The organism is Branchiibius sp. NY16-3462-2 (genome assembly GCF_001594145.1).
Lineage (GTDB): Bacteria > Actinomycetota > Actinomycetes > Actinomycetales > Dermatophilaceae > Branchiibius.
On sequence record NZ_LVCF01000035.1, the window covers coordinates 80,321 to 103,277 of the forward strand.

A 22,957-nucleotide genomic window follows, 5' to 3' on the forward strand; every position below is an offset into this window, starting at 1 on the left:
CGAACCGGCCACGGCCGGAGAACGGTGAGCGGATATGGCTTCCATGCCCTTCTCGGCGGTACCCGCTTCCACGGGTCTCTACGACCCGGCGAACGAACACGACGCCTGCGGTGTCGCCATGGTCGTGACCATGCGCGGCACCCCCGGCCACGACATCGTCGAACACGCGATGACCGCGTTGATCAACCTGGAGCACCGCGGTGCGACCGGTGCCGATCCCTTGGTGGGTGACGGTGCAGGCATCCTGACCCAGATCCCCGACGAATTCTTCCGGGCCGTCGTCGATTTCGAACTTCCGCCGGTCGGCTCCTACGCCGTCGGCACCGTGTTCCTGCCCACCGACCCTGACGAGCAGTGGGCCGTGGGGGAGCGCTTCGCCCAGATCGCGGCCGAGGAGGGGCTGCGGGTGCTGGGTTGGCGTGATGTGCCGACCAACCCCGACGTGATCGGCCAGGCCGCCCGCGACGTCATGCCATCGTTCCGCCAGCCCTTCGTGACCTCAGTCGAGGGCGACCTGACCGGCGTTGAACTCGACCGCCGCGCCTACTGTCTGCGCAAGCGGATCGAGAACGAGAAGGGCGTCTACTTCCCGTCGTTCTCCTGTCGGACGATCACCTACAAGGGCATGCTGACAACCGGTCAGGTCGAACCGTTCTACCCGGACCTGTCTGACCGCCGGTTCACCACCGAACTAGCGCTGGTGCACTCGCGGTTCTCGACCAACACGTTCCCGAGTTGGCCGCTGTCTCACCCGTACCGCTACATCGCGCACAACGGGGAGATCAACACCGTCAAGGGCAACCGCAACTGGATGCGCGCCCGCGAATCCCAGCTGAGCAGTGATCTGTTCAAGGGCGACCTGTCCCGGATCCTGCCGATCTGCTCGAACTTCTCCTCCGACTCCGCCAGCTTCGATGAGGTCCTGGAGCTGCTGCACCTGGGTGGTCGCAGCCTGCCGCACGCCGTGCTGATGATGATCCCGGAGGCGTGGGAGAACCACACCACGATGGATCCGGGTCGGCGGGCGTTCTACGAGTACAACTCCACCATCATGGAGCCCTGGGACGGTCCCGCGTGTGTGGCCTTCACCGACGGCACTCTGGTCGGCGCGGTGCTCGACCGCAACGGTCTGCGCCCCGGGCGCTACTCGGTGACCGACGACGGTCTGGTCGTTCTCGCCAGCGAGGCCGGTGTCCTCGACCTCGACCCGTCCAAGGTGGTCCGGCGCGGGCGGTTGCAGCCGGGCCGGATGTTCCTGATTGACACCGCCCAGGGCCGCATCGTCGGCGATGACGAGATCAAGGAAGAGCTTGCCGGCGCGCAGCCGTACGCCCAGTGGCTGGAGGACGGCGTCATCAAACTCGCGGATCTGCCTGAGCGCGAGCACATCTGGCACACGCCCGCTTCGGTGGTGCGCCGTCAGCAGACCTTCGGCTACACCCAGGAGGAGTTGCGGCTCCTCGTGGCGCCGATGGCCAAGACCGGGGGCGAAGCGCTCGGTGCGATGGGCACTGACACGCCGATCGCCGTACTCTCTGATCGGCCACGGCTGATCTTCGACTACTTCACCCAGCTGTTCGCCCAGGTCACCAACCCGCCGTTGGACGCCATCCGGGAGGAACTGGTCACCTCACTCGGCGGCCTGATGGGCCCGGAGAGCAACGCGCTGTCCGCGGGCCCGGAGCACGCCCGGATGCTGCAGTTCGACTTCCCGGTCATCGACAACGACGAGTTGTCCAAGATCACGCACTTCGAGATCGACGGCCGCCAGTCGACGTACGTCATCCGGGGCACCTACAACGTCAACGGTGGTGTCACCGCCCTGCGCGCCCGGTTGCGGGGCATCTTCGCCGAGGTCAGCGAGGCCATCCGGGACGGTTACCAGTTCATCGTGCTGTCCGACCGGGACAGCAACGCCGAGTTCGCGCCGATCCCCTCGCTGCTGCTCACCTCGGCCGTGCACCACCACCTGACCCGCGAGAAGACCCGCACCCTGGTCGGTCTGGTCGTCGAGGCCGGTGACGTGCGCGAGGTGCACCACGTGGCGTTGCTCATCGGGTACGGCGCGGCGTGCGTCAACCCCTACCTGGCCATGGAGTCGGTGGAGGACATGATCCGCCGCGGCGCGATCACCGACATCACGCCGGAGAAGGCGGTCAAGAACCTGATCAAGGCGCTCGGCAAGGGCGTCCTGAAGGTGATGTCCAAGATGGGCATCTCGACGGTCGCCTCCTACCGCGGCGCCCAGGTCTTCGAGGCGATCGGCCTGTCCCGCGAGTTGGTGGACGAGTACTTCACCGGCACGGTCAGCCGCCTGGGTGGCGTCGGCCTGGATGTCATCGCCAAGGAGATCGCGGCCCGGCACGCGGTCGCCTACCCGGTCAACGGCCAGCCGCTGTCGCACCGCACCCTCGAGGTGGGCGGTGAGTACCAGTGGCGCCGCGAAGGGCCGCAGCACCTGTTCGACCCGGAGACGGTCTTCCGGCTGCAGCACGCGACCCGCTCGCGCCGTTACGACATCTTCAAGCAGTACACCTCCCGGGTCGATGACCAGGCCGAGCGGCTGATGACCCTGCGTGGCCTCTTCAAGTTCACCTCCGATCGCCCCTCGATCCCGGTGGATGAGGTCGAGCCGATCGATGCGATCGTGAAGCGGTTCTCGACCGGTGCGATGAGCTACGGATCCATCAGCAAGGAAGCGCACGAGACGCTCGCCATTGCGATGAATCGCCTTGGGGCGCGGTCGAATACCGGTGAGGGCGGTGAGGACGTCGACCGTCTGCTGGACCCGAGCCGACGCTCGGCCATCAAGCAGGTCGCCTCCGGTCGCTTCGGTGTGACCTCGCTCTACCTGACCGAGGCAGACGACATCCAGATCAAGATGGCGCAGGGAGCCAAGCCCGGCGAGGGTGGCCAGTTGCCCGGCAACAAGGTCTATCCCTGGGTGGCCCGCACCCGGCACTCGACACCCGGTGTGGGGTTGATCTCGCCGCCGCCGCACCACGACATCTACTCGATCGAGGACCTGGCCCAGCTGATCCACGACCTGAAGAACGCCAACCCGGAGGCCCGGGTGCACGTGAAGCTGGTCTCCGAGGTCGGTGTCGGCACGGTCGCGACCGGTGTGTCGAAGGCACACGCCGACGTGGTGCTCATCTCCGGACATGACGGTGGCACCGGCGCTGCCCCACTGACCTCTCTGAAGCACGCCGGTGCGCCGTGGGAGATCGGTCTGGCCGAGACCCAGCAGACGCTGCTGCTGAACGACCTGCGCGATCGCATCGTCGTGCAGACCGACGGTCAGATGAAGACCGGACGCGACGTCGTGATCGCCGCGCTGCTCGGCGCCGAGGAGTTCGGTTTCGCCACCGCGCCGCTGGTGGTCAGCGGCTGCATCATGATGCGGGTCTGCCACCTGGACACGTGCCCGGTGGGCGTGGCCACGCAGAACCCCGAATTGCGCGAGCGTTTCAGCGGCAAGCCGGAGTTCATCGAGACGTTCTTCGAGTACATCGCGACCGAGGTGCGAGAACTGTTGGCGCAGTTGGGATTCCGCAGCATCGAGGAGGCTGTCGGCCAGGTCGAGACGCTGGACACGACCGAGGCGATCGACCACTGGAAGGCCCAGGGTCTGGACCTCTCGCCGATCCTGCGGCAGGTCGACGTACCCGAGGATGCCGTCCGTCACCAGGTGGTCCCGCAGGACCACGGTCTGCAGAAGGCGCTGGACCAGCAGCTGATCGCGATGTGCCACGACGCCCTGGAGAACCAGGAGCCGGTGCGCGGCGAGGTCGCCATCGCCAACGTGAACCGCACGGTCGGCACGATGCTCGGTCACGAGGTGACCAAGCGCTACCACGACGGTTTGCCCGACGGCACGATCGAGCTGTCCCTGACCGGCGCGGCCGGGCAGTCCTTCGGCGCCTTCCTGCCCAAGGGCATCACCCTGCGGTTGTACGGCGAGGGCAACGACTACGTCGGAAAGGGCCTGTCCGGTGGCCGGGTCGTGGTCCGTCCGACGCGGGATGCCTCCCTGGTGGCGGAGTTGAACGCGATCGCGGGCAACGTGATCGGGTACGGCGCCACGAGCGGGCAGATCTTCCTGCGCGGTCTGGTGGGCGAGCGCTTCTGCGTCCGCAACTCCGGTGCGACCGCGGTCGTCGAGGGCGTGGGTGACCACGGGTGCGAGTACATGACCGGCGGCACCGCGCTGATCCTCGGCCCGACCGGGCGTAACTTCGCCGCGGGCATGTCCGGCGGCGTGGCCTACGTCCTCGACCTCGACGAGCGGCTGGTCAACCCCGAACTGGTCGACGTGATGGCCTTGCGGATCTCCGATCTGGACGTGGTGCACCGGTTGCTGCAGGAACACCAGGAGTGGACCGACTCAGCAGTCGCTAGCACGTTGCTGGCCGATTGGGAGGCCAACTCCCAGCGGTTCTCGCTGGTGCTACCGCGGGCCTACCAGAAGGTCCTGGACGTGCGCGAGGACGCGCAGGCCGAGGGCCTCGACCTCGACGGCGACGAAGTGTGGGAGCGAATCATGGAGGTGAGCCGTGGCTGACCCGCGCGGTTTTTTGAAGGTCCGCGAGCGTGAACTACCGACTCGTCGTCCCGTCCCGGTGCGCCTCAAGGACTGGAAAGAGGTCTACGAGGAGCAGCAGCTGGGTGTCCTGCAACGACAGGCCAGTCGCTGTATGGATTGTGGAATCCCGTTCTGCCACAGCGGTTGCCCCCTCGGCAACCTGATCCCGGAGTGGAACGACCTGGCTTACCGCGGCGACTGGTCGGACGCGATCGACCGGTTGCACGCGACGAACAACTTCCCGGAGTTCACCGGCCGGTTGTGTCCGGCGCCGTGTGAAACCGCCTGTGTGCTGGGCATTTCCGAGCCGGCGGTGACCATCAAGCAGATCGAGGTCACCACCATCGAGCAGGCGTTCGAGCACGGCAACGTCACGCCGCAGATCCCGACCCGCCTGAGCGGCAAGACGGTCGCGGTCATCGGTTCCGGTCCGGCCGGTCTGGCAGTCGCCCAGCAGTTGACCCGGGTGGGTCACACCGTCGCGGTCTACGAGCGCGCTGACAAGGCGGGCGGCCTGCTGCGGTACGGCATCCCGGAGTTCAAGATGGAGAAGTCCGTCCTGGACCGTCGGCTGGCGCAGATGGAGATGGAGGGCACCCGCTTCCGCTGCAGCACCGCGGTCGGCACCGAGGTGACCGGCGATCAGCTGCGGCAGCGCTACGACGCCGTGGTGCTCGCGATCGGCGCGACCGTGCCGCGCGACCTGCCGGTTCCCGGCCGGGAGCTGAACGGCATCATGCAGGCGATGGACTTCCTGCCCCCGGCCAACCGGGTCGCGGTGGGGGAGACCGTCGAGGGCCAGGTCACCGCCGAGGGCAAGCACGTCGTGGTCATCGGCGGTGGCGACACCGGCGCCGACTGCATCGGGACCTCCCTGCGGCAGGGTGCTGCTTCGGTCACCTCGCTGGAGATCATGCCCCAGCCCAGCGAGGACCGGCCGGACAACCAGCCCTGGCCGACGTACCCGATGATCTACCGGGTCGCAAGCGCCCACGAGGAGGGCGGCGAACGCACCTACGCGGTGAACACCACGGAACTGGTCGGTGACGATCAGGGCAACGTCAAGGCGCTGCGCCTGGTCGAGGTCGAACGCACCGACAAGGGCTTCGAGCCGGTTGCCGGCAGCGAACGCGAGATTCCTGCTGACCTGGTGCTGCTGGCGATGGGCTTCCTGGGTCCGGAGGGCACCGGGGTGGTCGAGCAACTCGAGGTCGAGCTCGACGAACGCTCAAACATCAAGCGGGACAACGACTTTATGACTTCTGTCCCTGGTGTGTTCGTTGCCGGCGACGCCGGACGCGGACAGTCGCTGATCGTATGGGCGATCGCCGAGGGCCGGGCCGCGGCCCGCGGTGTGGACGCCTTCCTGACCGGTGGCTCGGCGCTGCCGGTCCCGATCAAACCCACCGATCGTCCGCTGACCGTCTGAGGTTTGTTACTCGTTCGTACGGCTCCTGGTTATTAGGGTTGAGAACATGCGACGCGCCAAGATCGTGGCCACTCTCGGCCCAGCCACCGATGGTCCGGAACGAACGCTGGAGTTGGTGCAAGCCGGTCTCGATATCGCGCGACTGAATCTGTCGCACGGTGAGCACCCGGACCACGAGAAGCGCTACGTCGCGATCCGGGACGCGTCCAACCAGACCGGACGTGCCGTCGGCATCCTGTGCGACCTGCAGGGCCCGAAGATCCGGACCGGACGGTTCGCCGACGGACCGGTGGAGTTGAAGAACGGCGAGACGTTCACCATCACCACGCGGGACGTTCCCGGCACCAAGGACATCGTGTCGACGACCTTCAAGGGTCTGCCCGGCGACGTCCGACCGGGGGACCGGTTGCTCATCGACGACGGCAAGATCGAATTGCGCGCCGTGTCCGTCGAGGGTGACGACGTCGTGACCACCGTTGTCGAGGGTGGCATCTGCTCGAACAACAAGGGCATCAACCTGCCGGGTGTCGCCGTCAGTGTGCCCGCGTTGTCGGAGAAGGACGAGGACGATCTGCGGTTCGCCCTGCGCCTTGGGGCGGACCTGATCGCGATGTCCTTCGTGCGCGAGCCGTCCGATATCGACCGCGCGCACGAGATCATGCGCGAGGAGGACCGGTTCGTGCCGGTCATCGCGAAAATCGAGAAACCCCAGGCGGTTTCGAACCTGCGCGCCATCGTCGACGCGTTCGACGGGTTAATGGTCGCCCGCGGCGACCTCGGCGTCGAGATGCCGCTGGAGGAGGTGCCGATCGTGCAGAAACGCGCGGTCGAGATCTGCCGCCGGGCGGCGAAGCCGGTGATCGTGGCGACCCAGGTGCTGGAGTCGATGATCGAGAACCCGCGTCCGACCCGCGCCGAGACCAGCGACTGCGCGAACGCCGTACTCGATGGTGCCGACGCCATCATGCTGTCGGGGGAGACCAGCGTCGGCGCGTGGCCCCTGGAAGCGGTCAGGACAATGGCCAAGATCATCCAGAGCACCGAGGAGCACGGGCTGGAGCGGATCCGTCCGCTGGGCACCAAACCGAAGACCAAGGGTGGTGCGATCACCGCCGCCGCGGCCGAGGTCGGCGAGCAGTTGGACGTGAAGTACCTGGTCACGTTCACCACTTCCGGTGACTCGGCGCAGCGGTTGGCCCGGGTGCGCTCGAAGCGGCCGATGCTGGCGTGTACGCCGTTCGAGGCCACCCGCAACCGGCTCGCGGTGGTCTGGGGTGTCCAGACCTACCTGATGCCGCAGGTGAAGCACACCGACCAGATGGCGAGGCAGGTCGATGAGATCCTGCTGAACAGCGGGCTGTGCGAGGAAGGTGACCTGGTGGTGATCGTCGCCGGTGCCCCGCCCGGTATCCCCGGGTCCACGAACGCCCTACGGGTGCACAGCGTCGGTGACGCGGTGAACAAGGTGGCGCCGGCGTACGAGGCTGACTGAAACCCGGGTTTCACGGTAGCCCCGCTGCTCGTTTATGCTGGGGCCGCCCTGCCGGGGTGGTGGAATGGCAGACACGGAGCACTCAAAATGCTTTGCTCGCAAGGGCGTGCGGGTTCAAGTCCCGCTCCCGGCACTTGGTGAGTTTCGGCTCACACGGACGGAGAACGGCCGGATCTGCATCCAGATCCGGCCGTTTCCTCTGCGCTTACAACAACGCTGTGACCTCGGGGTTGGCGCCGTCGCGTACGGCGGCCTGGGCGTCCCCGGCAGACCGTGCCCCACGGGCCAGGGCGGCGAGCCGCTGACAGTCGGACAAGCTGTGCCGGGACAGCGAATAGCGGACCATCGGCACCTTCGCCGGGGCCATCGACAGACTCTGCACACCCAGGCCGGTGAGCACCAGCGCAAGCAACGGGTCGCCGCCGGCCTCCCCGCAGACACCCATCGGCTTGCCCTGGTCGGCGGCGCCATGACAGGCGGCGGCGATCACGTCGAGGACGGCGGGCTGCCAGGGGTCGAGCAGGTCCGACAGTGCACCGTGCATCCGGTCGGCAGCCATGGTGTACTGACCCAGGTCGTTGGTTCCGAGGCTGCCGAAATCCACCTCGGCCATGACGTGCCGGGAGCGCAACGCGGCCGCCGGAACCTCGATCATCACCCCGGATTTCGGCAGGCCGTTCTCCTGGACCCGCCGCGCGAACCAGGCCGCTTCCTCGGCCGTGGCGACCATGGGGGCCATCACTCGCACGTCTGCTCCGGTGTCCTTGGCCGCGATGGACAGGGCTTCCAGTTGCGCATCCAGCAGATCCGGACGCACCGCGGACAGCCGCAGCCCGCGCTGACCGAGCGCCGGGTTCTCCTCGGGCCCGAGATCGGCGAACGCCAACGGCTTGTCCGCGCCGGCATCGAGGGTGCGCACCACGACGCGCCGCCCCGGGAACGGCGCGAACACCTTCCGGTAGATGTCCGCCTGCTCCTGCACCGTGGGTGCCTGGGTCGCGGACAGGAAGACGAACTCGGTGCGGAACAGGCCGACGCCCTCCAGATCCTGGGCGCCGGCGTCCTCGGCGTCCGCGACACCGCCGATGTTGGCCAGCAACGCGACGGGATGCCCGTCCATGGTCCGGCCCGGCCCGGAGGAGGAGGCGAGGGCCGCCGTACGCCGATCGCCCCGCTCGCGCAGTCGGGTCACGGTCTCGTGGGAGGGGGCTAGCAGGACCTCACCGGTGTCGCCGTCGACCGCGACCATGCTGCCCGGCTCGAGGTCGAGCGCGCCTTCGCAGTGCACGACGGCCGGGATCGCCATCTGGGCGGCGAGGATCGCGGTGTGGCTGGTGCGGCCGCCTTCGGCGGTCACGATGCCCGCGACCAGGGAGCGGTCCAGGGTGGCGGTCTCGGCCGGGGCCAGGTCGTGCGCGACGATCACGCTGGGTTCGGTGAGTTCGGGTACGCCGGGTGCGGGCACGCCGAGTACCGCTGCGACAGTGCGGGATCCGACGTCGCGCAGGTCGGTGACCCGCTCGGCGAAGTAACCGCCGAGTGCTTCGAACTGGGCAGCGAACTCCTCCACCCCGGCCGCCACGGAGGTCGCCGGCCCCTGACCGGCGGCCAGGTGCTTGCCGACCGCTTTGTGCAGACTTTTGTCGCGGGCGATCAGCGCGGTGGCCGTCAGGATCTGCTGGGCGGTGTCATCGGCGTGCGCTGCGCGGGTGTCGAGATCGGTGGCTACCTGCTCGAACGCGGCCCTGACCCGGACGAGTTCAGCGTCCGGATCGGCGGCCGCCGGCTCGTTCTCCGGCGGCCGGACCGCCGGAGAGACGAGCACGACCGGACCGTACGCCGCTCCGGCACTGACCCCGATACCTCGCAGCGCGCTCATCAGCTCAGGCGTCCAGGTCCTGCGAGAGCAGATCGACCAGGGAGTCGAGTGCCTCGTCAGCCCCGTCGCCCTCAGCAGTCAGGACGACTTCCTCGCCGTGCTTGGCGCCCAGGGCCATGACGCCGAGGATGCTGGTCGCGTCCACCGGGTCCTCGCCCTTGCGGCCGATCTCGATGTCCAGACCACTCTCGGATGCGGCCTGGACGAAGAGCGCGGCGGGTCGGGCGTGCAGACCAACCGACGAGGCGATGGTGACAGTGCGTTCGGCCATGGGAGTCGCTCCTTGATGTTTGATAAGTGGCGTTGTTCAGACAGTAGCCGCGGCGTCCACCTGCTGTCGGCTGCGGTCACCTGATTTCAGGACCACAACCAGCGCGGTGGTGACGAGGACTCCCACGACGAGTGCCACCAGGAAGAGCAGGAAGTTGCCGATCAGCGGCAGCACCCAGATGCCGCCGTGCGGTGCGCGCAGCGTGGTCCCGAACTGCATCGCCAGCGCACCGGTGACCGCGGAGCCCGCGACCGAGGACACGATGACCCGCCACGGGTCGGCTGCGGCGAACGGGATCGCGCCCTCGCTGATGAAGGACAGTCCGAGCAGCCACGCCGCCTTACCGTTCTCCCGCTCTGGCTCGCTGAACAGACCCGGTCGCAGGGTGGTCGCCAGGGCCATACCCAGCGGCGCCACCATGCCTGCGGCCATCACCGCGGCCATGATCTTCAGCTGCGGAGCGTTGGTCGCGGTCCCCGCCGCGGCCAGACCGGTCGTGGCGAAGGTGTAGGCCACCTTGTTGACGGGGCCACCGAGGTCGAAGCCCATCATCGCGCCCAGGATGGCGCCCAGGAGGATGGCGCTCGTGCCGGACATGCTGTTCAGCCAGTGCGTCAGACCGTCGGAGAGGCCCTTGATCGGACGACCCAGGACCGTGATGAACAGTCCCACCGTCAACAGCGTCGAGAGCAACGGGATGACGACGACCGGCATCACACCACGGATGCCCTTGGGCACCGCCCAACTGGAGATCCACTTGGCCAGGAATCCACCCAGGAAGCCGGTCACGATGCCGCCGATGAAGCCGGCGTACATCGTCACCGCGACCGCACCGCCGACGATGCCGGGCACCAGTCCCGGCCGGTCGGCGATCGCGAACGCGATGAACCCGGACAGGATCGGCACCAGGAAGCCGAAGGCGGCGGCCCCGATCAGGAAGAACAGCGCAGCCCAGTGCATCCCGTTGGTCACGTTGAAGCTGTTCTGCAGGATGGTGACGCCTTGAGCCGTCGAGGTGGGGTCGAGGGTGAAGTTCTTGGTGACCTCGATCGCGCCGGTCTTGCCGCCGGCGAACTGGGCGATCATGAATCCCAGTGCGATCAGGATTCCGCCCGCCGCGACGAACGGGATCATGTAGGACACACCGGTCATCAGGATCTGCCGGATGCGGGTACCCCATCCGGCGTTCTCGTCGACCTTGGTGGCCATGCTGGAGCCACCGCCGCCACCGGCCATTGCTGCGGCGGCCTTGCTCGGGTCCGCCTTCCAGTCGGCGGCCAGCGCGGCTGCCTCGTCGATCAGGGCAGGACCGTCGCTGATGGCCTTCTTCACGCCGACGTCGATCAGCGGCTTGCCGGCGAACCGGCCTCGCTCGCGCACCTCGACGTCGTGCGCGAAGATCACCGCGTCAGCGGCGGCGATCTGCTCCGGCGTCAGCTTGGTCAGGCCGGCCGATCCCTGGGTCTCGACGGTCATCGTGTGCCCGGCTTCCCGGGCGGCGTTCTCCAGTGCTTCGGCCGCCATGTAGGTGTGCGCGATGCCCGTGGGGCAACTGGTCACGCCGACGAGGGTCAACGACGTCGGTGCGTCGTCTGTCGCAGCGCCCGGGGACGTGGCCGCTGCGGATGCGGCGGCTGCCGGCGTGGGCTCATCCAGTGACACGTGCTCGTTGACCAGGTCCACGACCTCCTGGTCGGAGGTCGCTGCCTCGAGGCGAGCGCGGAAATCCTTGTTCATCAGGGCTTTTGCCAGTTTGGGCAGCATCTGCATGTGCGCGTCGCCACCGCCCGCCGGGGCAGCGATGAGGAAGATCAGGTGCGCCGGACCGTCCTTGGCGCCCCAGTCGATGCCGTCGCGGGAGCGGGCGAAGGCCAGCGAAGGTTCGGTGATGGCGGCGCTGCGAGCGTGGGGGATAGCGATACCACCGGGCAGCCCGGTCGCCATCTTCGCTTCCCGTTCGTGGACGTCGGCCAGGAAGGCGTCGACGTCCGTGCAGCGACCCGCGTCGGACAGGGTCTGCGCCAACCGGGTGGTGGCGTCCTGCCTGCTGGTGGAGTCCAGGTCCAACAGGACCTGGTCGGTGGTGATGAGCGACACGGCAATGTGTCCTTTCGTGGTGCGGTGGGAAACGGTGACCTCGATGTCCCGCAGGTCGGCGGCGGTGGGGACGGCACTGCCCGGTAGCCGGACAGCGGCGGCACCCCAGGTAGTACCGGCGACCAATGCGCGCTCGGGATCGTGGCCGGCTTGAAGTTCGGACAGCAGCCCGGCCAGCAAACAATCGCCCGCGCCGACGGTGGAGAGCGGCTTGGTCACCCGGGCGCCGGCCCAGATGCACCGGTCCGCGTCGACCAGTACCGCACCGTCGGCGCCGAGACTGACGACGACAGCGCCGACACCGCCGGTCACCAGATCGCGCGCGGCGTCAATGGCCTCACCAAGGGTGGTCAGCGGCGTCCCGACGAGTTCGGCCAGCTCTTCCTGGTTCGGCTTGATCAGGTCCGGTCCGGCGGCCACGGCTGCCGCCAGCGGCGAACCGGAGGAATCGATGGCCACGCGGACACCGTGCTCACGTGCCAGGGTGACGACCCGAGCATAGAAATCATCGGGTACGCCGGGTGGCAGGCTCCCGCACCCGACGAGCCAGTGCGCGGAGGGCAGTTCGAGCGCGAGCTGTTCCAGCAGGGCCGCCGTGTCGGCCGCTTCGAGCACAGGGCCGGCCTCGTTGAGCTTGGTCGTGGTGCCATCGGGTTCGACGGCGGCAACGTTCATCCGGGTCTGCCCGGCGATCGGCACCGCGCGGTAGGCGACCTGGGCGCGGGTGAGCAGTTGCGACATGAGCAGCCCCTCGGGCCCGCCCGTGGGCAGCACCGCGAGGGATGCACTCCCCAGCGACGTCAGGGCACGGGTCACGTTGATGCCCTTGCCGCCAGGATCGATCCGGCTGGACAGCGCCCGGTTCACCTCTCCGACGCGCACTTCGGGTACCGAGATCGTCCGGTCGACGCTGGGGTTCGGGGTGATGGTGACGATCATGCGAGCACCACTTCCGGTCCGGCGTCCGCGAGCTCGGTGGCCGCATCCGACGCCAGGCCGCGGTCGCTGATGAGCACGTCCACCCGGTGCAGCGGCGCGAACGAGTGGAACTGATCGGCGCCGTACTTACTGGAGTCGGCCACCACCACGACGCGTCGGGCGCAGTCGATCATCGCCTGTTTGGACGTGGCCTCCGCCTGGTCCGGCGTGCTCATCCCGTGCCGGACGCTGAATCCGTTGGTGCCGAGGAAGGCCACGTCCGCGGAGACGGTGGCCAGCGCGTTGGTGGTCCATTGTCCGACGGTGGCTCCGGTCAGCCGGCGGACCCGGCCGCCCACCACGAAGAGGTCAACGTTCGGGAACGTTGAGAGTGCTGCCGCCGCGGACACCGAGTTGGTGACGACCGAAAGCTTGGTCTCGCGGGGGAGGAGTTCGACCAGGGCCTGGGTCGTCGTACCGGCATCGAGCACGATCGTCCCGCCGACCGGGATCTCATCCAGGGCGCGGGCGGCGATCGCCCGCTTCTGGCTGGTGAGTCGACCGGCACGTACGTCGACCGCTGACTCGGGCGTGAACCGCTCGATCGGGATGGCGCCCCCGTGCACCCGGCGCACCGCGCCGCGCTGCTCCAGGACGCGCAGGTCACGGCGGACCGTCTCGGTGGTCACTCCGAGGGTGGTGGCGATCGCGCTGACCTCGACCCGCCCCGCCGTACGAGCCTCGTTGAGGATCCGCTCGTGTCGCTCCGTTGCGTACATGGGACAAGAAAACCACATGAACAGATCCAAAACAACACAAACGGGCATTTGTTTTGGTGGGAATGAGTGAAGAGCAGTGGTCTGGACCACGCGACCGGCCGTGCTGGACGATCGTGAGTGCTGCCGCTCACACGTCGTATGGTTGAACGGTGGACCACCGCGAGCACCGCCGATTGCTGGCGCAGGCCCGTGAGGCCTTCCTGACCCGGGCCGAACCGCCTGCGGTCCGCGACATCGTGCTGGACTCCTGGAAACGCTCGCTGTCCAGCGGACTGGATCCCGAGGCGGAGGTCGAGCAACCGACGTTGTCGGACCAGGACCTCGTCGAGCTGCGGTCGGCCCACCCGCTGGGCGAGTTCATGCCGCTGATCCGCCAGTTGCTCGTCGATGGCGCCTCCGAGGCGGGGATGCTGGTGGCGGTCAGCGACGCCGCGGGCCGGCTGCTGTGGGTCGAGGGCGACCAGGGGCTGCGTGGCCGCGCCGAGTCCATCCTGTTCGTCCCCGGAGCGACGTGGAGTGAGCAGGCAGTGGGCACCAACGCACCCGGCACCGCCCTCGCGCTCGACCAGGCGGTGCAGATCCGGTCCGCCGAACATCTGGCCCGGCAGGTCACCCGGTGGAGTTGTTCGGCAGCACCGATCCACGACCCGGAGACCGGGGCCATGCTCGGCGTCCTGGACCTGACCGGCGACGACGATGCAGCCAATCCGCAGAGCCTGTCGATGGTGCGCGCCACCGTGGCTGCGGTCGAGGCCCAGCTGCGCCTGGCCCGGTTGTCCCGCTGGGCCGACCTCTCGACGTACGCCGTGCCCGCCCCCACCTCCGAACGTCACCTGCAGGTGCTGGGCGCCAGAGCGGGACTTCTCACCGAGCCGCACGGCGTGCGGCGCCTCAGCCTGCGGCACAGTGAACTACTCCTGCTGCTCAGCCTCGCGCCCGATGGTCTGAGCACCGACGAGATCGCGGTCGCTCTCAGTGACCGGGAGATCCCGGCGGTCACGATCCGCGCCGAGATGTCCCGACTGAGAGCGGGACTGGGCGAGGAGACGATCGCGTCGCGGCCCTACCGGATCGCCGGGCCGCTGACCACGGACCTGGCCGCAATGCGGGATCTGCTCGCCGACGGATCGGTAGCCGACGCCGCCCAGCGCTACCGGGGTCCGCTGCTGCCGACCTCGGAATCCCCGGCCATCACCGAGTTGCGTGACGAGGTCCACATGCAGGTGCGCTCCGCCGTGCTGCGCTCCGGCGATCCGGACGTGCTGCTGCGCTTCGCGGACACCGATTTCGGCCGCGACGACCTGGAACTGTGGGAGGTCGCGCGACGCCGGCTGCCGGTGGATTCCCCGCGCATGGTCAGCGTCGAGGCGCGCATCCACGCTCTGACGTTCGGTGATCTCTGACCGGTCCGGGTGCGCCGGACCGGGCCCGGTGATCCGCGCAGTGTGATCTGTGCAACGTTGTTGCAACGCGCCGCTTCGTAACGTGCGTCACATCCGGCAAGGCAGCCGGAGCAGACCACGAAAGGCACTATCCGATGACTGTTTACGCCGCGCCCGGCCAAGAGGGCAGCCCGGTTACCTACAAGTCGCGTTACGACAACTACATCGGCGGCCAGTGGGTCCCGCCGGTCAAGGGCCAGTACTTCGAGAACGTCTCGCCGGTGAACGGCAAGGTCTTCTGCGAGGTGGCCCGCTCCACCGCCGACGACATCGAGAAGGCGCTCGACGCCGCACATGCCGCCGCGCCGGCCTGGGGCAAGACCTCGGTCGCCGAACGCTCCAACATCCTGAACAAGATCGCCGACCGCATCGAGGCCAACCTCGAACTGCTCGCCGTCGGCGAGACCTGGGACAACGGCAAGCCGGTGCGGGAGGGCCTGGCCGCGGACCTGCCGCTCGCGGTCGACCACTTCCGCTACTTCGCGGGTGCACTGCGCGCCCAGGAGGGGCACATCTCCCAGATCGACGACAACACCGTCGCCTACCACTTCCAGGAGCCGCTGGGCGTCGTCGGCCAGATCATCCCGTGGAACTTCCCGCTGCTGATGGCGGTCTGGAAGTTGGCTCCGGCGCTCGCAGCCGGTAACGCGGTCGTCATCAAGCCGGCCGAGCAGACGCCCGCCTCGATCATGTTGCTGATGGAACTCATCGGCGACCTGCTGCCGGCCGGTGTCGTCAACGTCGTCAACGGGTTCGGGGTCGAGGCCGGCAAGCCGCTGGCCTCCTCCAAGCGGATCCGCAAGATCGCCTTCACCGGTGAGACCACCACCGGCCGGTTGATCTCGCAGTATGCGTCGGAGAACCTGATCCCGGTCACCCTGGAACTGGGTGGCAAGAGCCCGAACATCTTCTTCGAGGATGTCGCCAGTCAGCAGGATGCGTTCTACGACAAGGCCCTTGAGGGTTTTGCGATGTTCGCGCTGAACCAGGGCGAGGTCTGCACCTGCCCGAGCCGGGCGCTGATCCAGAAGTCGATCTTCGACCCGTTCCTGGGCGACGGTATCGACCGGGTCAAGGCGATCAAGCAGGGCAACCCCCTGGACACCGACACCATGGTCGGCGCGCAGGCCTCCAACGACCAGTTGGAGAAGATCCTGTCCTACATCGACATCGGCACCCAGGAAGGCGCCCGCATCATCACCGGTGGTGAGCGGGTCGACCTCGGTGGCGACCTGTCCGGCGGATACTACGTAGCCCCAACGGTTTTCGTGGGCAACAACAAGATGCGCATCTTCCAGGAGGAGATCTTCGGCCCGGTCGTGTCCGTGACCGAGTTCGACGACTACGACGATGCGATGTCGATCGCCAACGACACGCTCTACGGTCTGGGCGCCGGCGTGTGGTCCCGTGACATCAACACGGCCTACCGGGCGGGCCGGGAGATCCAGGCCGGTCGGGTGTGGACCAACTGCTACCACGCCTACCCGGCACACGCCGCGTTCGGTGGGTACAAGTCCTCCGGGATCGGCCGCGAGAACCACCTGATGATGCTCGACCACTACCAGCAGACCAAGAACCTGCTGGTGTCGTACGACGCGAACAAGCTCGGCTTCTTCTAAGCCGACACGATGACTGACTACGTCACTGTGCCAACACCCGTCGAGCGGGTGGCGGTGACCGGCGAGGCTGCGCAGATGTTGCGCAGCCTCGCCGCGGCCAACGGTCCGTTGATGTTCCACCAGTCCGGTGGGTGTTGCGACGGATCCGCGCCGATGTGTTTCCCGCAGGGTGAGTTCAAACTGGGCGACTCCGACGTGCACCTGGGTGACTTGAATATCGCTGCGGCGGGGGACAGCCCGGTGTTAGTACCCGTCTGGATGTCCAAGGAACAGTTCGAGGTGTGGAAGCACACCCACCTGACGATCGACCTGGTGCCCGGCCGGGGCGCCGGATTCTCGCTGGAGGCACCGACGGGCAAGCGGTTCCTGATCCGCTCGCGCCTGATGTGAGGCGCCTGACCTGCGGCTGACACGTTGGCGTAACACGGCCGTGCTTGAGTACTGGTTGTGAGCACCGTCGATACCGCATTGCCGCGGATCCTCGTCGCGGAGGACGAGGCCATCATCCGCTTGGACCTGACCGAGATGCTGACCGAATCCGGGTACGACGTCCTGGAGGCCGTCGGGGACGGCAGGGCGGCCGTGGAGAGAGCAACCGCCCTTCAGCCCGACCTGGTCGTCATGGACGTCAAAATGCCTGTCCTGGATGGCATTTCGGCGGCCGAGCAGCTCGGTTCAGCCGGGGTGGCACCGGTGGTCATGTTGACTGCCTTCTCCGACAAGGATCTGGTGGAGCGGGCCTCTGATGCGGGTGTGATGGCCTACGTGTTGAAGCCGTTCACCATCGACGATCTGCGGCCGGCGATCACCATCGCGCTGCACCGGTGGAGCGAGCGCAAGGCGCTGGAGACCGAGATCGCGGACCTGGCGGAGCGCTTGGAGACCCGCAAGCGACTCGATCGCGCCAAGGGCATCCTGATGACCCGCCTCGGCCTGGATGAGCCGGGGGCCTTCCGGTGGATCCAGAAGACCGCGATGGACCGCCGGTTGGGGATGCGGGATGTGGCGGATGCGGTGATCGCCGGCGGCGCGTCGCCGGCGCCGGCACCCGCCGCGCGGGAGGTTCCCGCCCAGTCGACGGGAGAACGACCCAAGCCGGCCCCGCCACGGGCTCCGGTGGACGGCAAAAGGTAACAAACAGGACTCGAACCCGTGTGTGTCCCCGGAAGACCACCGGAATCGGCTTAGTGTTCATCGGCAGACGACTGCGCGGGCAGTTGTTTCGTGTTACAGAAGGAGTTTCCCAGTGCGTTCTTTGATGAAGGTGGCCGTTCCGGCCGTCGCGGCGGGTCTGGCACTCGCCGGCTGCGCCAACAGCAGCTCCAGTGGCGGGGGCACCTCCGCCGCGGCTGCCGGCAACAATCTGACCCAGTTGCCTGCGGTCACCACGATCGATGTGCCCAAGGACGCTGTCATGCCCGCCGGAAACGGCAAGGCGACATGCCCCTCGACGACCACTCTGGCCTACATCGGTGCGGAGACCGGCGCGAACGCGCAGCTCGGTATCAACATCTACAACGGTGTCCAGTTGGCGGTCGACCAGCACAACAAGGCCAACCCGGGCTGCCAGGTGCAGTTCAAGAAGTACGACACCGAGGGTGACCCGACCAAGGCGACCGGCCCGGTCACCCAGGCCGTGAACGACGCCAACATCATCGGTGTCATCGGTCTGCCGTTCTCCGGTGAGTCCAAGGCGACCGGCAAGATCTTCGAGCAGAACGGTCTGGCGCACATCACCCCGTCCGCGACCAACCCGACGCTGACGCAGAACGGCTGGACCACCTTCTTCCGCGGACTGGCCAACGACAACGTGCAGGGCCCGGCCGCCGCCAACCTGGCGTCCAAGCTCGGTGCCACCAAGGTCTTCGTCGTCCAGGACGACTCGGACTACGGCATCGGCCTGGCGGGGACGACCATCAAGGCGCTCGGCGACAAGCTCGCCGGCACCGACAAGGTGACCACCGGTCAGAAGGACTTCTCCGCAACGGCCCAGAAGGTCATCAACTCCAAGGCCGACGTGGTCTTCTACTCCGGTTACTACGCCGAGGGCGCGCCCTTCGACCAGCAGCTGGTGCAGAAGGGCTTCAAGGGCGTGTTCATCGGCCCGGATGGTGTGAAGGACGATGAGTTCATCAAGCAGGCCGGTAGCGCCAGCGCGAACGCCTACTTCACCTGCCCGTGCATCCCCGGCGAGCTGATCCCGTCCTTCGCGAAGGACTATGAGGGCATCTCCGGCGGCAAGGCTCCGGGTACCTACTCCGTCGAGGGTTACGACGCGGCGACCATCCTGTTGACCGGTATCGACAAGGGCGACCAGAGCCGGGCCAAGCTGAAGGAGTTCGTCAAGACCTACGACGCCAACGGCCTGTCCAAGCAGTACAAGTGGAGCTCGACCGGTGAACTCGAGGCTCTGCCGGTCTACGGCTACAAGGTCGAGAACGGCAAGATCGTCTCGGTCGGTGTGATCAGCCAGTAGTAGCCCGATCCGGGCACATCACGGCTGCGGCCCCGTCAGTCCCCGGGCTGACGGGGCCGCATCCGCGAGCGGCCCGAACCTCTGCCCGACCCCCAGGAGCCATTTGTGCACACCTTTGCTCTCGCCGTCGCGACGGACGACAGCTGGATCCAGTTCGACTGGACCTATCTCTTCCAGAACTTCTGGACCGCGACCTTCGACGGATTGACGTTTGGTGCGATCTACGCGCTCGTGGCCCTCGGGTACACGTTGGTGTACGGCGTGCTGAACCTGATCAACTTCGCGCATTCCGAGGTGTTCATCTCCGGTGCGTACGCGGTGGTGTTCACGCTGTCGGCGCTGGGTTTCGGTCCCAACGCGCCGAACCTGCCCCTGGCCTCGATCATCCTCGACCTGGTCCTGGCCTGCCTCGCGGCCATGCTGGTCAGTGGCCTGGTCGCGCTCCTGGTCGAGCGAATCGCCTACAAGCCGCTGCGAGATCGGGGTGCTCCACGGCTGGCCTACCTGATCAGTGCGATCGGTGCGTCGTTCGCGATCCAGTACCTGTTGTTCAACTGGCGCGGTTCCAACGCTGAACCGGCCGTCATCATGTTCACCCCCAAGCCGGTCTTCGACGTGTTCGGCACGATCATCGACAGCCAGCAACTGACCATCGTCATCGCCGCCATCGTGATGATGGTCGCGGTCGACCAGTTCATCCGGCGCACCCGCCTGGGGCGGGGGATCCGCGCGGTCGCGCAAGACCCGGACACCGCCACCCTCATGGGCGTCAACAAGGAACGCATCATCATGTCGACGTTCCTCATCGGTGGTCTGCTGGCAGGTGCGGCCGCACTGTTCTACGTGATGAAAGTCCCCGCGGGCGTGATCTACAACGGCGGATTCGTCCTGGGCATCAAGGCGTTCACCGCCGCCGTGCTCGGTGGTATCGGCAATATCCGGGGTGCGTTGCTCGGTGGCCTGCTCCTGGGGATGATCGGTAACTACGGCCAATACCTGCTGGGCGATGCGCAATGGACCGACGTGGTCTGCTTCGTGGTCCTGGTGCTGGTCCTCATGGTCCGGCCCGAGGGCATCCTCGGCTCCAGTCTGGCGAAGGTGCGTGCGTGATGAGTATGGGTCAAGCCCCCATGGGCGGCGCCGCAGAGGCGCAGGAGATGCAGGACGACCAGCTGGAGGAGTCGACCCGCAAACCAGGTCGGTTCCACAAGATCCAGGAGAAGTGGAACAGCCTCGAACGCTGGCAGCAGTGGGTCTTCCTGGCCGTGTTCGGGCTGATCGTCTTCTTCCTGCCGGTGCTCAACCCGCCGATCATCACCACCGAACCGGGCACCGACTTCCCGTTGGCCTGTTTCGACATGGCCCGGTTCGCCCTGGCGGCACTGGGCTTGAACGTCGTGGTCGGCCAGGCCGGGTTGCTGGACCTGGGGTACGTCGGGTTCTTCGCCGTCGGCTCGTACGTCGCGGCCCTGTGGACCAGTACCGATTCGACGATGGTGCACATCCCCTACCTGTGGACGCTGCCGCTGGCGATGATCGTCACCGTCGTCTTCGGTGTCCTGCTCGGTGTTCCGACGCTGCGGTTACGCGGTGACTATCTGGCCATCGTGACGCTCGGCTTCGGTGAGATCATCCGGCTGTTGGCCAGCATCATCCCGCCGCTGCGCGGCAACGTCGGCTTCCAGAACGTCGGCTCGCCGCCCGGGGAACACAACGGCCAGCCGATCTTCGACAACAGCCACGGCACGCCCTGGTACATGTTCACCGTCGTCATCATCGTGCTGGTGATGATCCTGCTGGGCAACCTCGAACGGTCCCGGGTGGGCCGGGCGTGGGTGGCCATCCGGGAGGACGAGGACGCCGCTGAGACGATGGGCGTGCCGACCTTCAAGTTCAAGTTGTGGGCCTTCGGGACCGGCGCCGCGATCGGTGGTCTGTCGGGTGCGATCTTCGCCGGGCAGGTCGGGTTCGTGAACAACCAGAAGTTCGATGTGGCCACCTCGATGCTCTTCCTGGCCGCGGTGGTCCTCGGAGGTGCCGGCAACAAGTTCGGCGCGATCCTGGGTGGTGCTCTGGTGTCCTACCTGCCGAACCGGTTCCTGTTCATCGCGGACTGGAAGTACTTCATCTTCGGCGTTGCTCTGATCGTGCTGATGATCTTCCGGCCACAGGGTCTGCTTGGCGTGCGCAACCACCTGCTGGCGGCGACGCGACGGCTGAAGGAATGGGTCAGCACCACGCCGGTGCCGGCAACGGGCGCAGCAACGGCCACGGGAGAGGAGCAGCGATGACCAATCCGCACGACGATCCCGAGGCGACACCGCCTGCCTCCGGGCACCTGAGCCCGGAGGTGGAGGTCACCGTTCCGGAGGACCTGCCCGACATCGCCGACGTAGTGGCGCCGGATCGCACCATCCGGGTGGAGGTGGGCGAGCCCCTGGTTTCACTGAACGACCTGACGGTCACCTTCGGTGGTCTGACCGCACTCGACCACGTCACCTTCGACATCCTGCGGGGAGAGATCCTGGGTCTGATCGGACCCAACGGTGCCGGCAAGACCACCTGCTTCAACGCGATGACCGGGGTCTACCGGCCCTCGGCCGGAACCGTGACCATGGAGGGCACGTCCCTGGTCGGCAAGAAGAAGCACGCCATAACCCAGGCCGGTATCGCCCGCACGTTCCAGAACATCCGGCTGTTCGGCGAGATGACCGCGTTGGAGAACGTCGTGGTCGGCCTGGATGCCCGGCACCGCACCAGCGTCCCGGGTGCGATCTTCCGTACCGCCCGGCACCGGCGCGAGGAGCGTGAGTCCATCGACCGGGGTATGGCGTTGCTGGAGTTCGTGGGCATTGCCGATAAGGCGACCGCACCGTCACGCAGCCTGCCGTACGGCTACCAGCGCCGGTTGGAAATTGCCCGCGCGCTGGCCACCGAGCCGAAACTGCTCTGCCTGGACGAACCGGCGGCCGGTTTCAACCCGGCCGAGAAGCAGGAACTGATGGAGTTGATCCGCTCCATCCGCGACGACGGTTACACCGTGCTGCTCATCGAGCACGACATGTCACTGGTCATGGGCGTCACCGACCGCATCGTCGTCCTGGAGTTCGGCCGCAAGATCGCGGACGACGTACCGGCCAAGATCCAACAAGACCCTGCGGTCATTGCCGCCTACCTGGGCACCGACGAAGAGGACGAAGACGATGGCGCTGCTTGAGCTGGACGACGTCAGCGTCCACTACGGGCGCATCCAGGCGATCCACAACATGTCGATCCATGTCGACGAGGGCGAGATCGTCAGCCTGATCGGTGCCAACGGCGCCGGCAAGACCACCACCATGCGCTCGATCGCCGGACTGTTGTCGCTGTCGGGGGGCAGCATCACCTTCGATGGTGAGGACATCTCCAAGACCAAAGCGCATATGCGCGTTGTCAAAGGAATGTCCCTCACCCCCGAAGGGCGGGGAATCTTCCCCTCGTTGACGGTGATGGAGAACCTCGACATGGGCGCCTACACCCGCAGTGACAAGGAGGCGATGGCCGAGGACCTGGACCGGGTGTTCGACCTGTTCCCTCGGTTGAAGGAGCGTCAGAAGCAGTCGGGCGGCACCATGTCCGGTGGTGAGCAACAGATGCTGGCGATCGGACGCGCGCTGATGGCCCGGCCCAAACTGCTGCTGCTGGACGAGCCGTCCATGGGATTGGCGCCGCAGTTCATCCGGCACATCTTCTCGATCGTCAAGCAGGTCAACCAGCAGGGAACCACGGTCCTGCTGGTCGAACAGAACGCCAACCAGGCGCTGAAACTGGCCCACCGCGCCTACATCCTGGAGACCGGCCGGATCACCCGGGAAGGACTTGGTCGCGAGCTCGCATCCGACGATGCGGTGCGCGCTGCCTACTTGGGCGCCTGACTCCCCAGCCGGGGCCGAGCGCGAGTATTGTCTGACGCGTTCTGTCGTCTTTTGCT

Annotated in this window: 16 protein-coding genes and 1 tRNA gene; 13 read left to right on the plus strand and 4 right to left on the minus strand. The window is 67.1% G+C overall.

Annotation, left to right across the window (positions count from 1 at the left end):
* Nucleotides 1-34 precede the first annotated feature (34 nt).
* From gltB to AZH51_RS09850, 4 genes are all read left to right on the plus strand, one after another.
* Nucleotides 35-4,564 (plus strand): glutamate synthase large subunit, encoded by a 4,530-nt coding sequence (gene gltB, locus AZH51_RS09835; RefSeq protein ID WP_291523735.1) that lies wholly within the window; start codon nt 35-37, stop codon nt 4,562-4,564.
* Complete coding sequence (locus AZH51_RS09840; protein WP_291523737.1) at nt 4,557-6,014, plus strand: glutamate synthase subunit beta; 1,458 nt, start codon at nt 4,557-4,559, stop codon at nt 6,012-6,014. The genes gltB and AZH51_RS09840 overlap by 8 nt, the downstream gene beginning before the upstream one ends.
* A gap of 46 nt (nt 6,015-6,060) precedes the next feature.
* Complete coding sequence (pyk, locus tag AZH51_RS09845) at nt 6,061-7,506, plus strand: pyruvate kinase (RefSeq protein ID WP_291523739.1); 1,446 nt, start codon at nt 6,061-6,063, stop codon at nt 7,504-7,506.
* Between the two features lie 50 nt (nt 7,507-7,556).
* Nucleotides 7,557-7,639, plus strand: a tRNA-Leu gene (locus tag AZH51_RS09850).
* A 72-nt stretch (nt 7,640-7,711) separates the two neighbouring features.
* Here the strand turns inward: AZH51_RS09850 and ptsP are convergent.
* From ptsP to AZH51_RS09870, 4 genes are read right to left on the minus strand one after another with little or no spacing between them, the layout of a single operon-like run.
* Nucleotides 7,712-9,385: a phosphoenolpyruvate--protein phosphotransferase gene (ptsP, locus tag AZH51_RS09855; protein ID WP_291523741.1), complete on the minus strand. Its 1,674-nt coding sequence runs from the start codon at nt 9,383-9,385 to the stop codon at nt 7,712-7,714.
* A 4-nt stretch (nt 9,386-9,389) separates the two neighbouring features.
* Complete coding sequence (locus tag AZH51_RS09860) at nt 9,390-9,656, minus strand: HPr family phosphocarrier protein (RefSeq protein WP_291523744.1); 267 nt, start codon at nt 9,654-9,656, stop codon at nt 9,390-9,392.
* A gap of 36 nt (nt 9,657-9,692) precedes the next feature.
* Complete coding sequence (gene pfkB, locus AZH51_RS09865) at nt 9,693-12,692, minus strand: 1-phosphofructokinase (protein WP_291523745.1); 3,000 nt, start codon at nt 12,690-12,692, stop codon at nt 9,693-9,695.
* Nucleotides 12,689-13,450 (minus strand): DeoR/GlpR family DNA-binding transcription regulator, encoded by a 762-nt coding sequence (locus AZH51_RS09870; RefSeq protein ID WP_291523746.1) that lies wholly within the window; start codon nt 13,448-13,450, stop codon nt 12,689-12,691. Before AZH51_RS09870 ends, pfkB begins: the two co-directional genes overlap by 4 nt.
* Nucleotides 13,451-13,599: 149 nt before the next feature.
* Here AZH51_RS09870 and AZH51_RS09875 point away from each other — a divergent pair, with 149 nt between their 5' ends.
* The 9 genes from AZH51_RS09875 (at nt 13,600) to AZH51_RS09915 (ending at nt 22,901) form a co-directional block, all read left to right on the plus strand.
* On the plus strand, nt 13,600-14,853 hold the full coding sequence (locus tag AZH51_RS09875) for a GAF domain-containing protein (protein ID WP_291523748.1): 1,254 nt from the start codon (nt 13,600-13,602) through the stop codon (nt 14,851-14,853).
* 134 nt (nt 14,854-14,987) lie between these two features.
* A complete protein-coding gene (gene adh, locus AZH51_RS09880) occupies nt 14,988-16,511 on the plus strand; it encodes an aldehyde dehydrogenase (RefSeq protein ID WP_291523750.1) in 1,524 nt (507 codons plus the stop codon).
* A gap of 9 nt (nt 16,512-16,520) precedes the next feature.
* Nucleotides 16,521-16,901, plus strand: coding sequence for a DUF779 domain-containing protein (locus tag AZH51_RS09885; RefSeq protein WP_291523752.1), 381 nt, complete (start codon nt 16,521-16,523; stop codon nt 16,899-16,901).
* Nucleotides 16,902-16,958: 57 nt separating this feature from the next.
* Complete coding sequence (locus AZH51_RS09890; RefSeq protein ID WP_291523754.1) at nt 16,959-17,645, plus strand: response regulator; 687 nt, start codon at nt 16,959-16,961, stop codon at nt 17,643-17,645.
* A 112-nt stretch (nt 17,646-17,757) separates the two neighbouring features.
* Entirely contained in the window at nt 17,758-18,987 is a 1,230-nt protein-coding gene (locus tag AZH51_RS09895) for a branched-chain amino acid ABC transporter substrate-binding protein (protein WP_291523756.1), read from the plus strand.
* 105 nt (nt 18,988-19,092) lie between these two features.
* On the plus strand, nt 19,093-20,097 hold the full coding sequence (locus tag AZH51_RS09900; protein WP_291523758.1) for a branched-chain amino acid ABC transporter permease: 1,005 nt from the start codon (nt 19,093-19,095) through the stop codon (nt 20,095-20,097).
* Entirely contained in the window at nt 20,097-21,278 is a 1,182-nt protein-coding gene (locus AZH51_RS09905; RefSeq protein ID WP_291523760.1) for a branched-chain amino acid ABC transporter permease, read from the plus strand. The genes AZH51_RS09900 and AZH51_RS09905 overlap by 1 nt, the downstream gene beginning before the upstream one ends.
* Nucleotides 21,275-22,204 (plus strand): ABC transporter ATP-binding protein, encoded by a 930-nt coding sequence (locus AZH51_RS09910; protein ID WP_291523762.1) that lies wholly within the window; start codon nt 21,275-21,277, stop codon nt 22,202-22,204. Before AZH51_RS09905 ends, AZH51_RS09910 begins: the two co-directional genes overlap by 4 nt.
* Nucleotides 22,191-22,901, plus strand: coding sequence for an ABC transporter ATP-binding protein (locus AZH51_RS09915; protein ID WP_291523764.1), 711 nt, complete (start codon nt 22,191-22,193; stop codon nt 22,899-22,901). Before AZH51_RS09910 ends, AZH51_RS09915 begins: the two co-directional genes overlap by 14 nt.
* The last annotated feature ends 56 nt before the right edge of the window (nt 22,902-22,957 follow it).

Bases quoted from the DNA above. Each gene is read 5' to 3' on its own strand.
- AZH51_RS09905 (WP_291523760.1), top strand. From the start codon at position 20,097: ATGAGTATGGGTCAAGCCCCCATGGGCGGCGCCGCAGAGGCGCAGGAG.
- gltB (WP_291523735.1), top strand. From the start codon at position 35: ATGGCTTCCATGCCCTTCTCGGCGGTACCCGCTTCCACGGGTCTCTAC.
- adh (WP_291523750.1), top strand. From the start codon at position 14,988: ATGACTGTTTACGCCGCGCCCGGCCAAGAGGGCAGCCCGGTTACCTAC.
- ptsP (WP_291523741.1), bottom strand. From the start codon at position 9,385: ATGAGCGCGCTGCGAGGTATCGGGGTCAGTGCCGGAGCGGCGTACGGT.
- AZH51_RS09885 (WP_291523752.1), top strand. From the start codon at position 16,521: ATGACTGACTACGTCACTGTGCCAACACCCGTCGAGCGGGTGGCGGTG.
- AZH51_RS09860 (WP_291523744.1), bottom strand. From the start codon at position 9,656: ATGGCCGAACGCACTGTCACCATCGCCTCGTCGGTTGGTCTGCACGCC.
- pyk (WP_291523739.1), top strand. From the start codon at position 6,061: ATGCGACGCGCCAAGATCGTGGCCACTCTCGGCCCAGCCACCGATGGT.
- AZH51_RS09915 (WP_291523764.1), top strand. From the start codon at position 22,191: ATGGCGCTGCTTGAGCTGGACGACGTCAGCGTCCACTACGGGCGCATC.
- pfkB (WP_291523745.1), bottom strand. From the start codon at position 12,692: ATGATCGTCACCATCACCCCGAACCCCAGCGTCGACCGGACGATCTCG.
- AZH51_RS09910 (WP_291523762.1), top strand. From the start codon at position 21,275: ATGACCAATCCGCACGACGATCCCGAGGCGACACCGCCTGCCTCCGGG.
- AZH51_RS09870 (WP_291523746.1), bottom strand. From the start codon at position 13,450: ATGTACGCAACGGAGCGACACGAGCGGATCCTCAACGAGGCTCGTACG.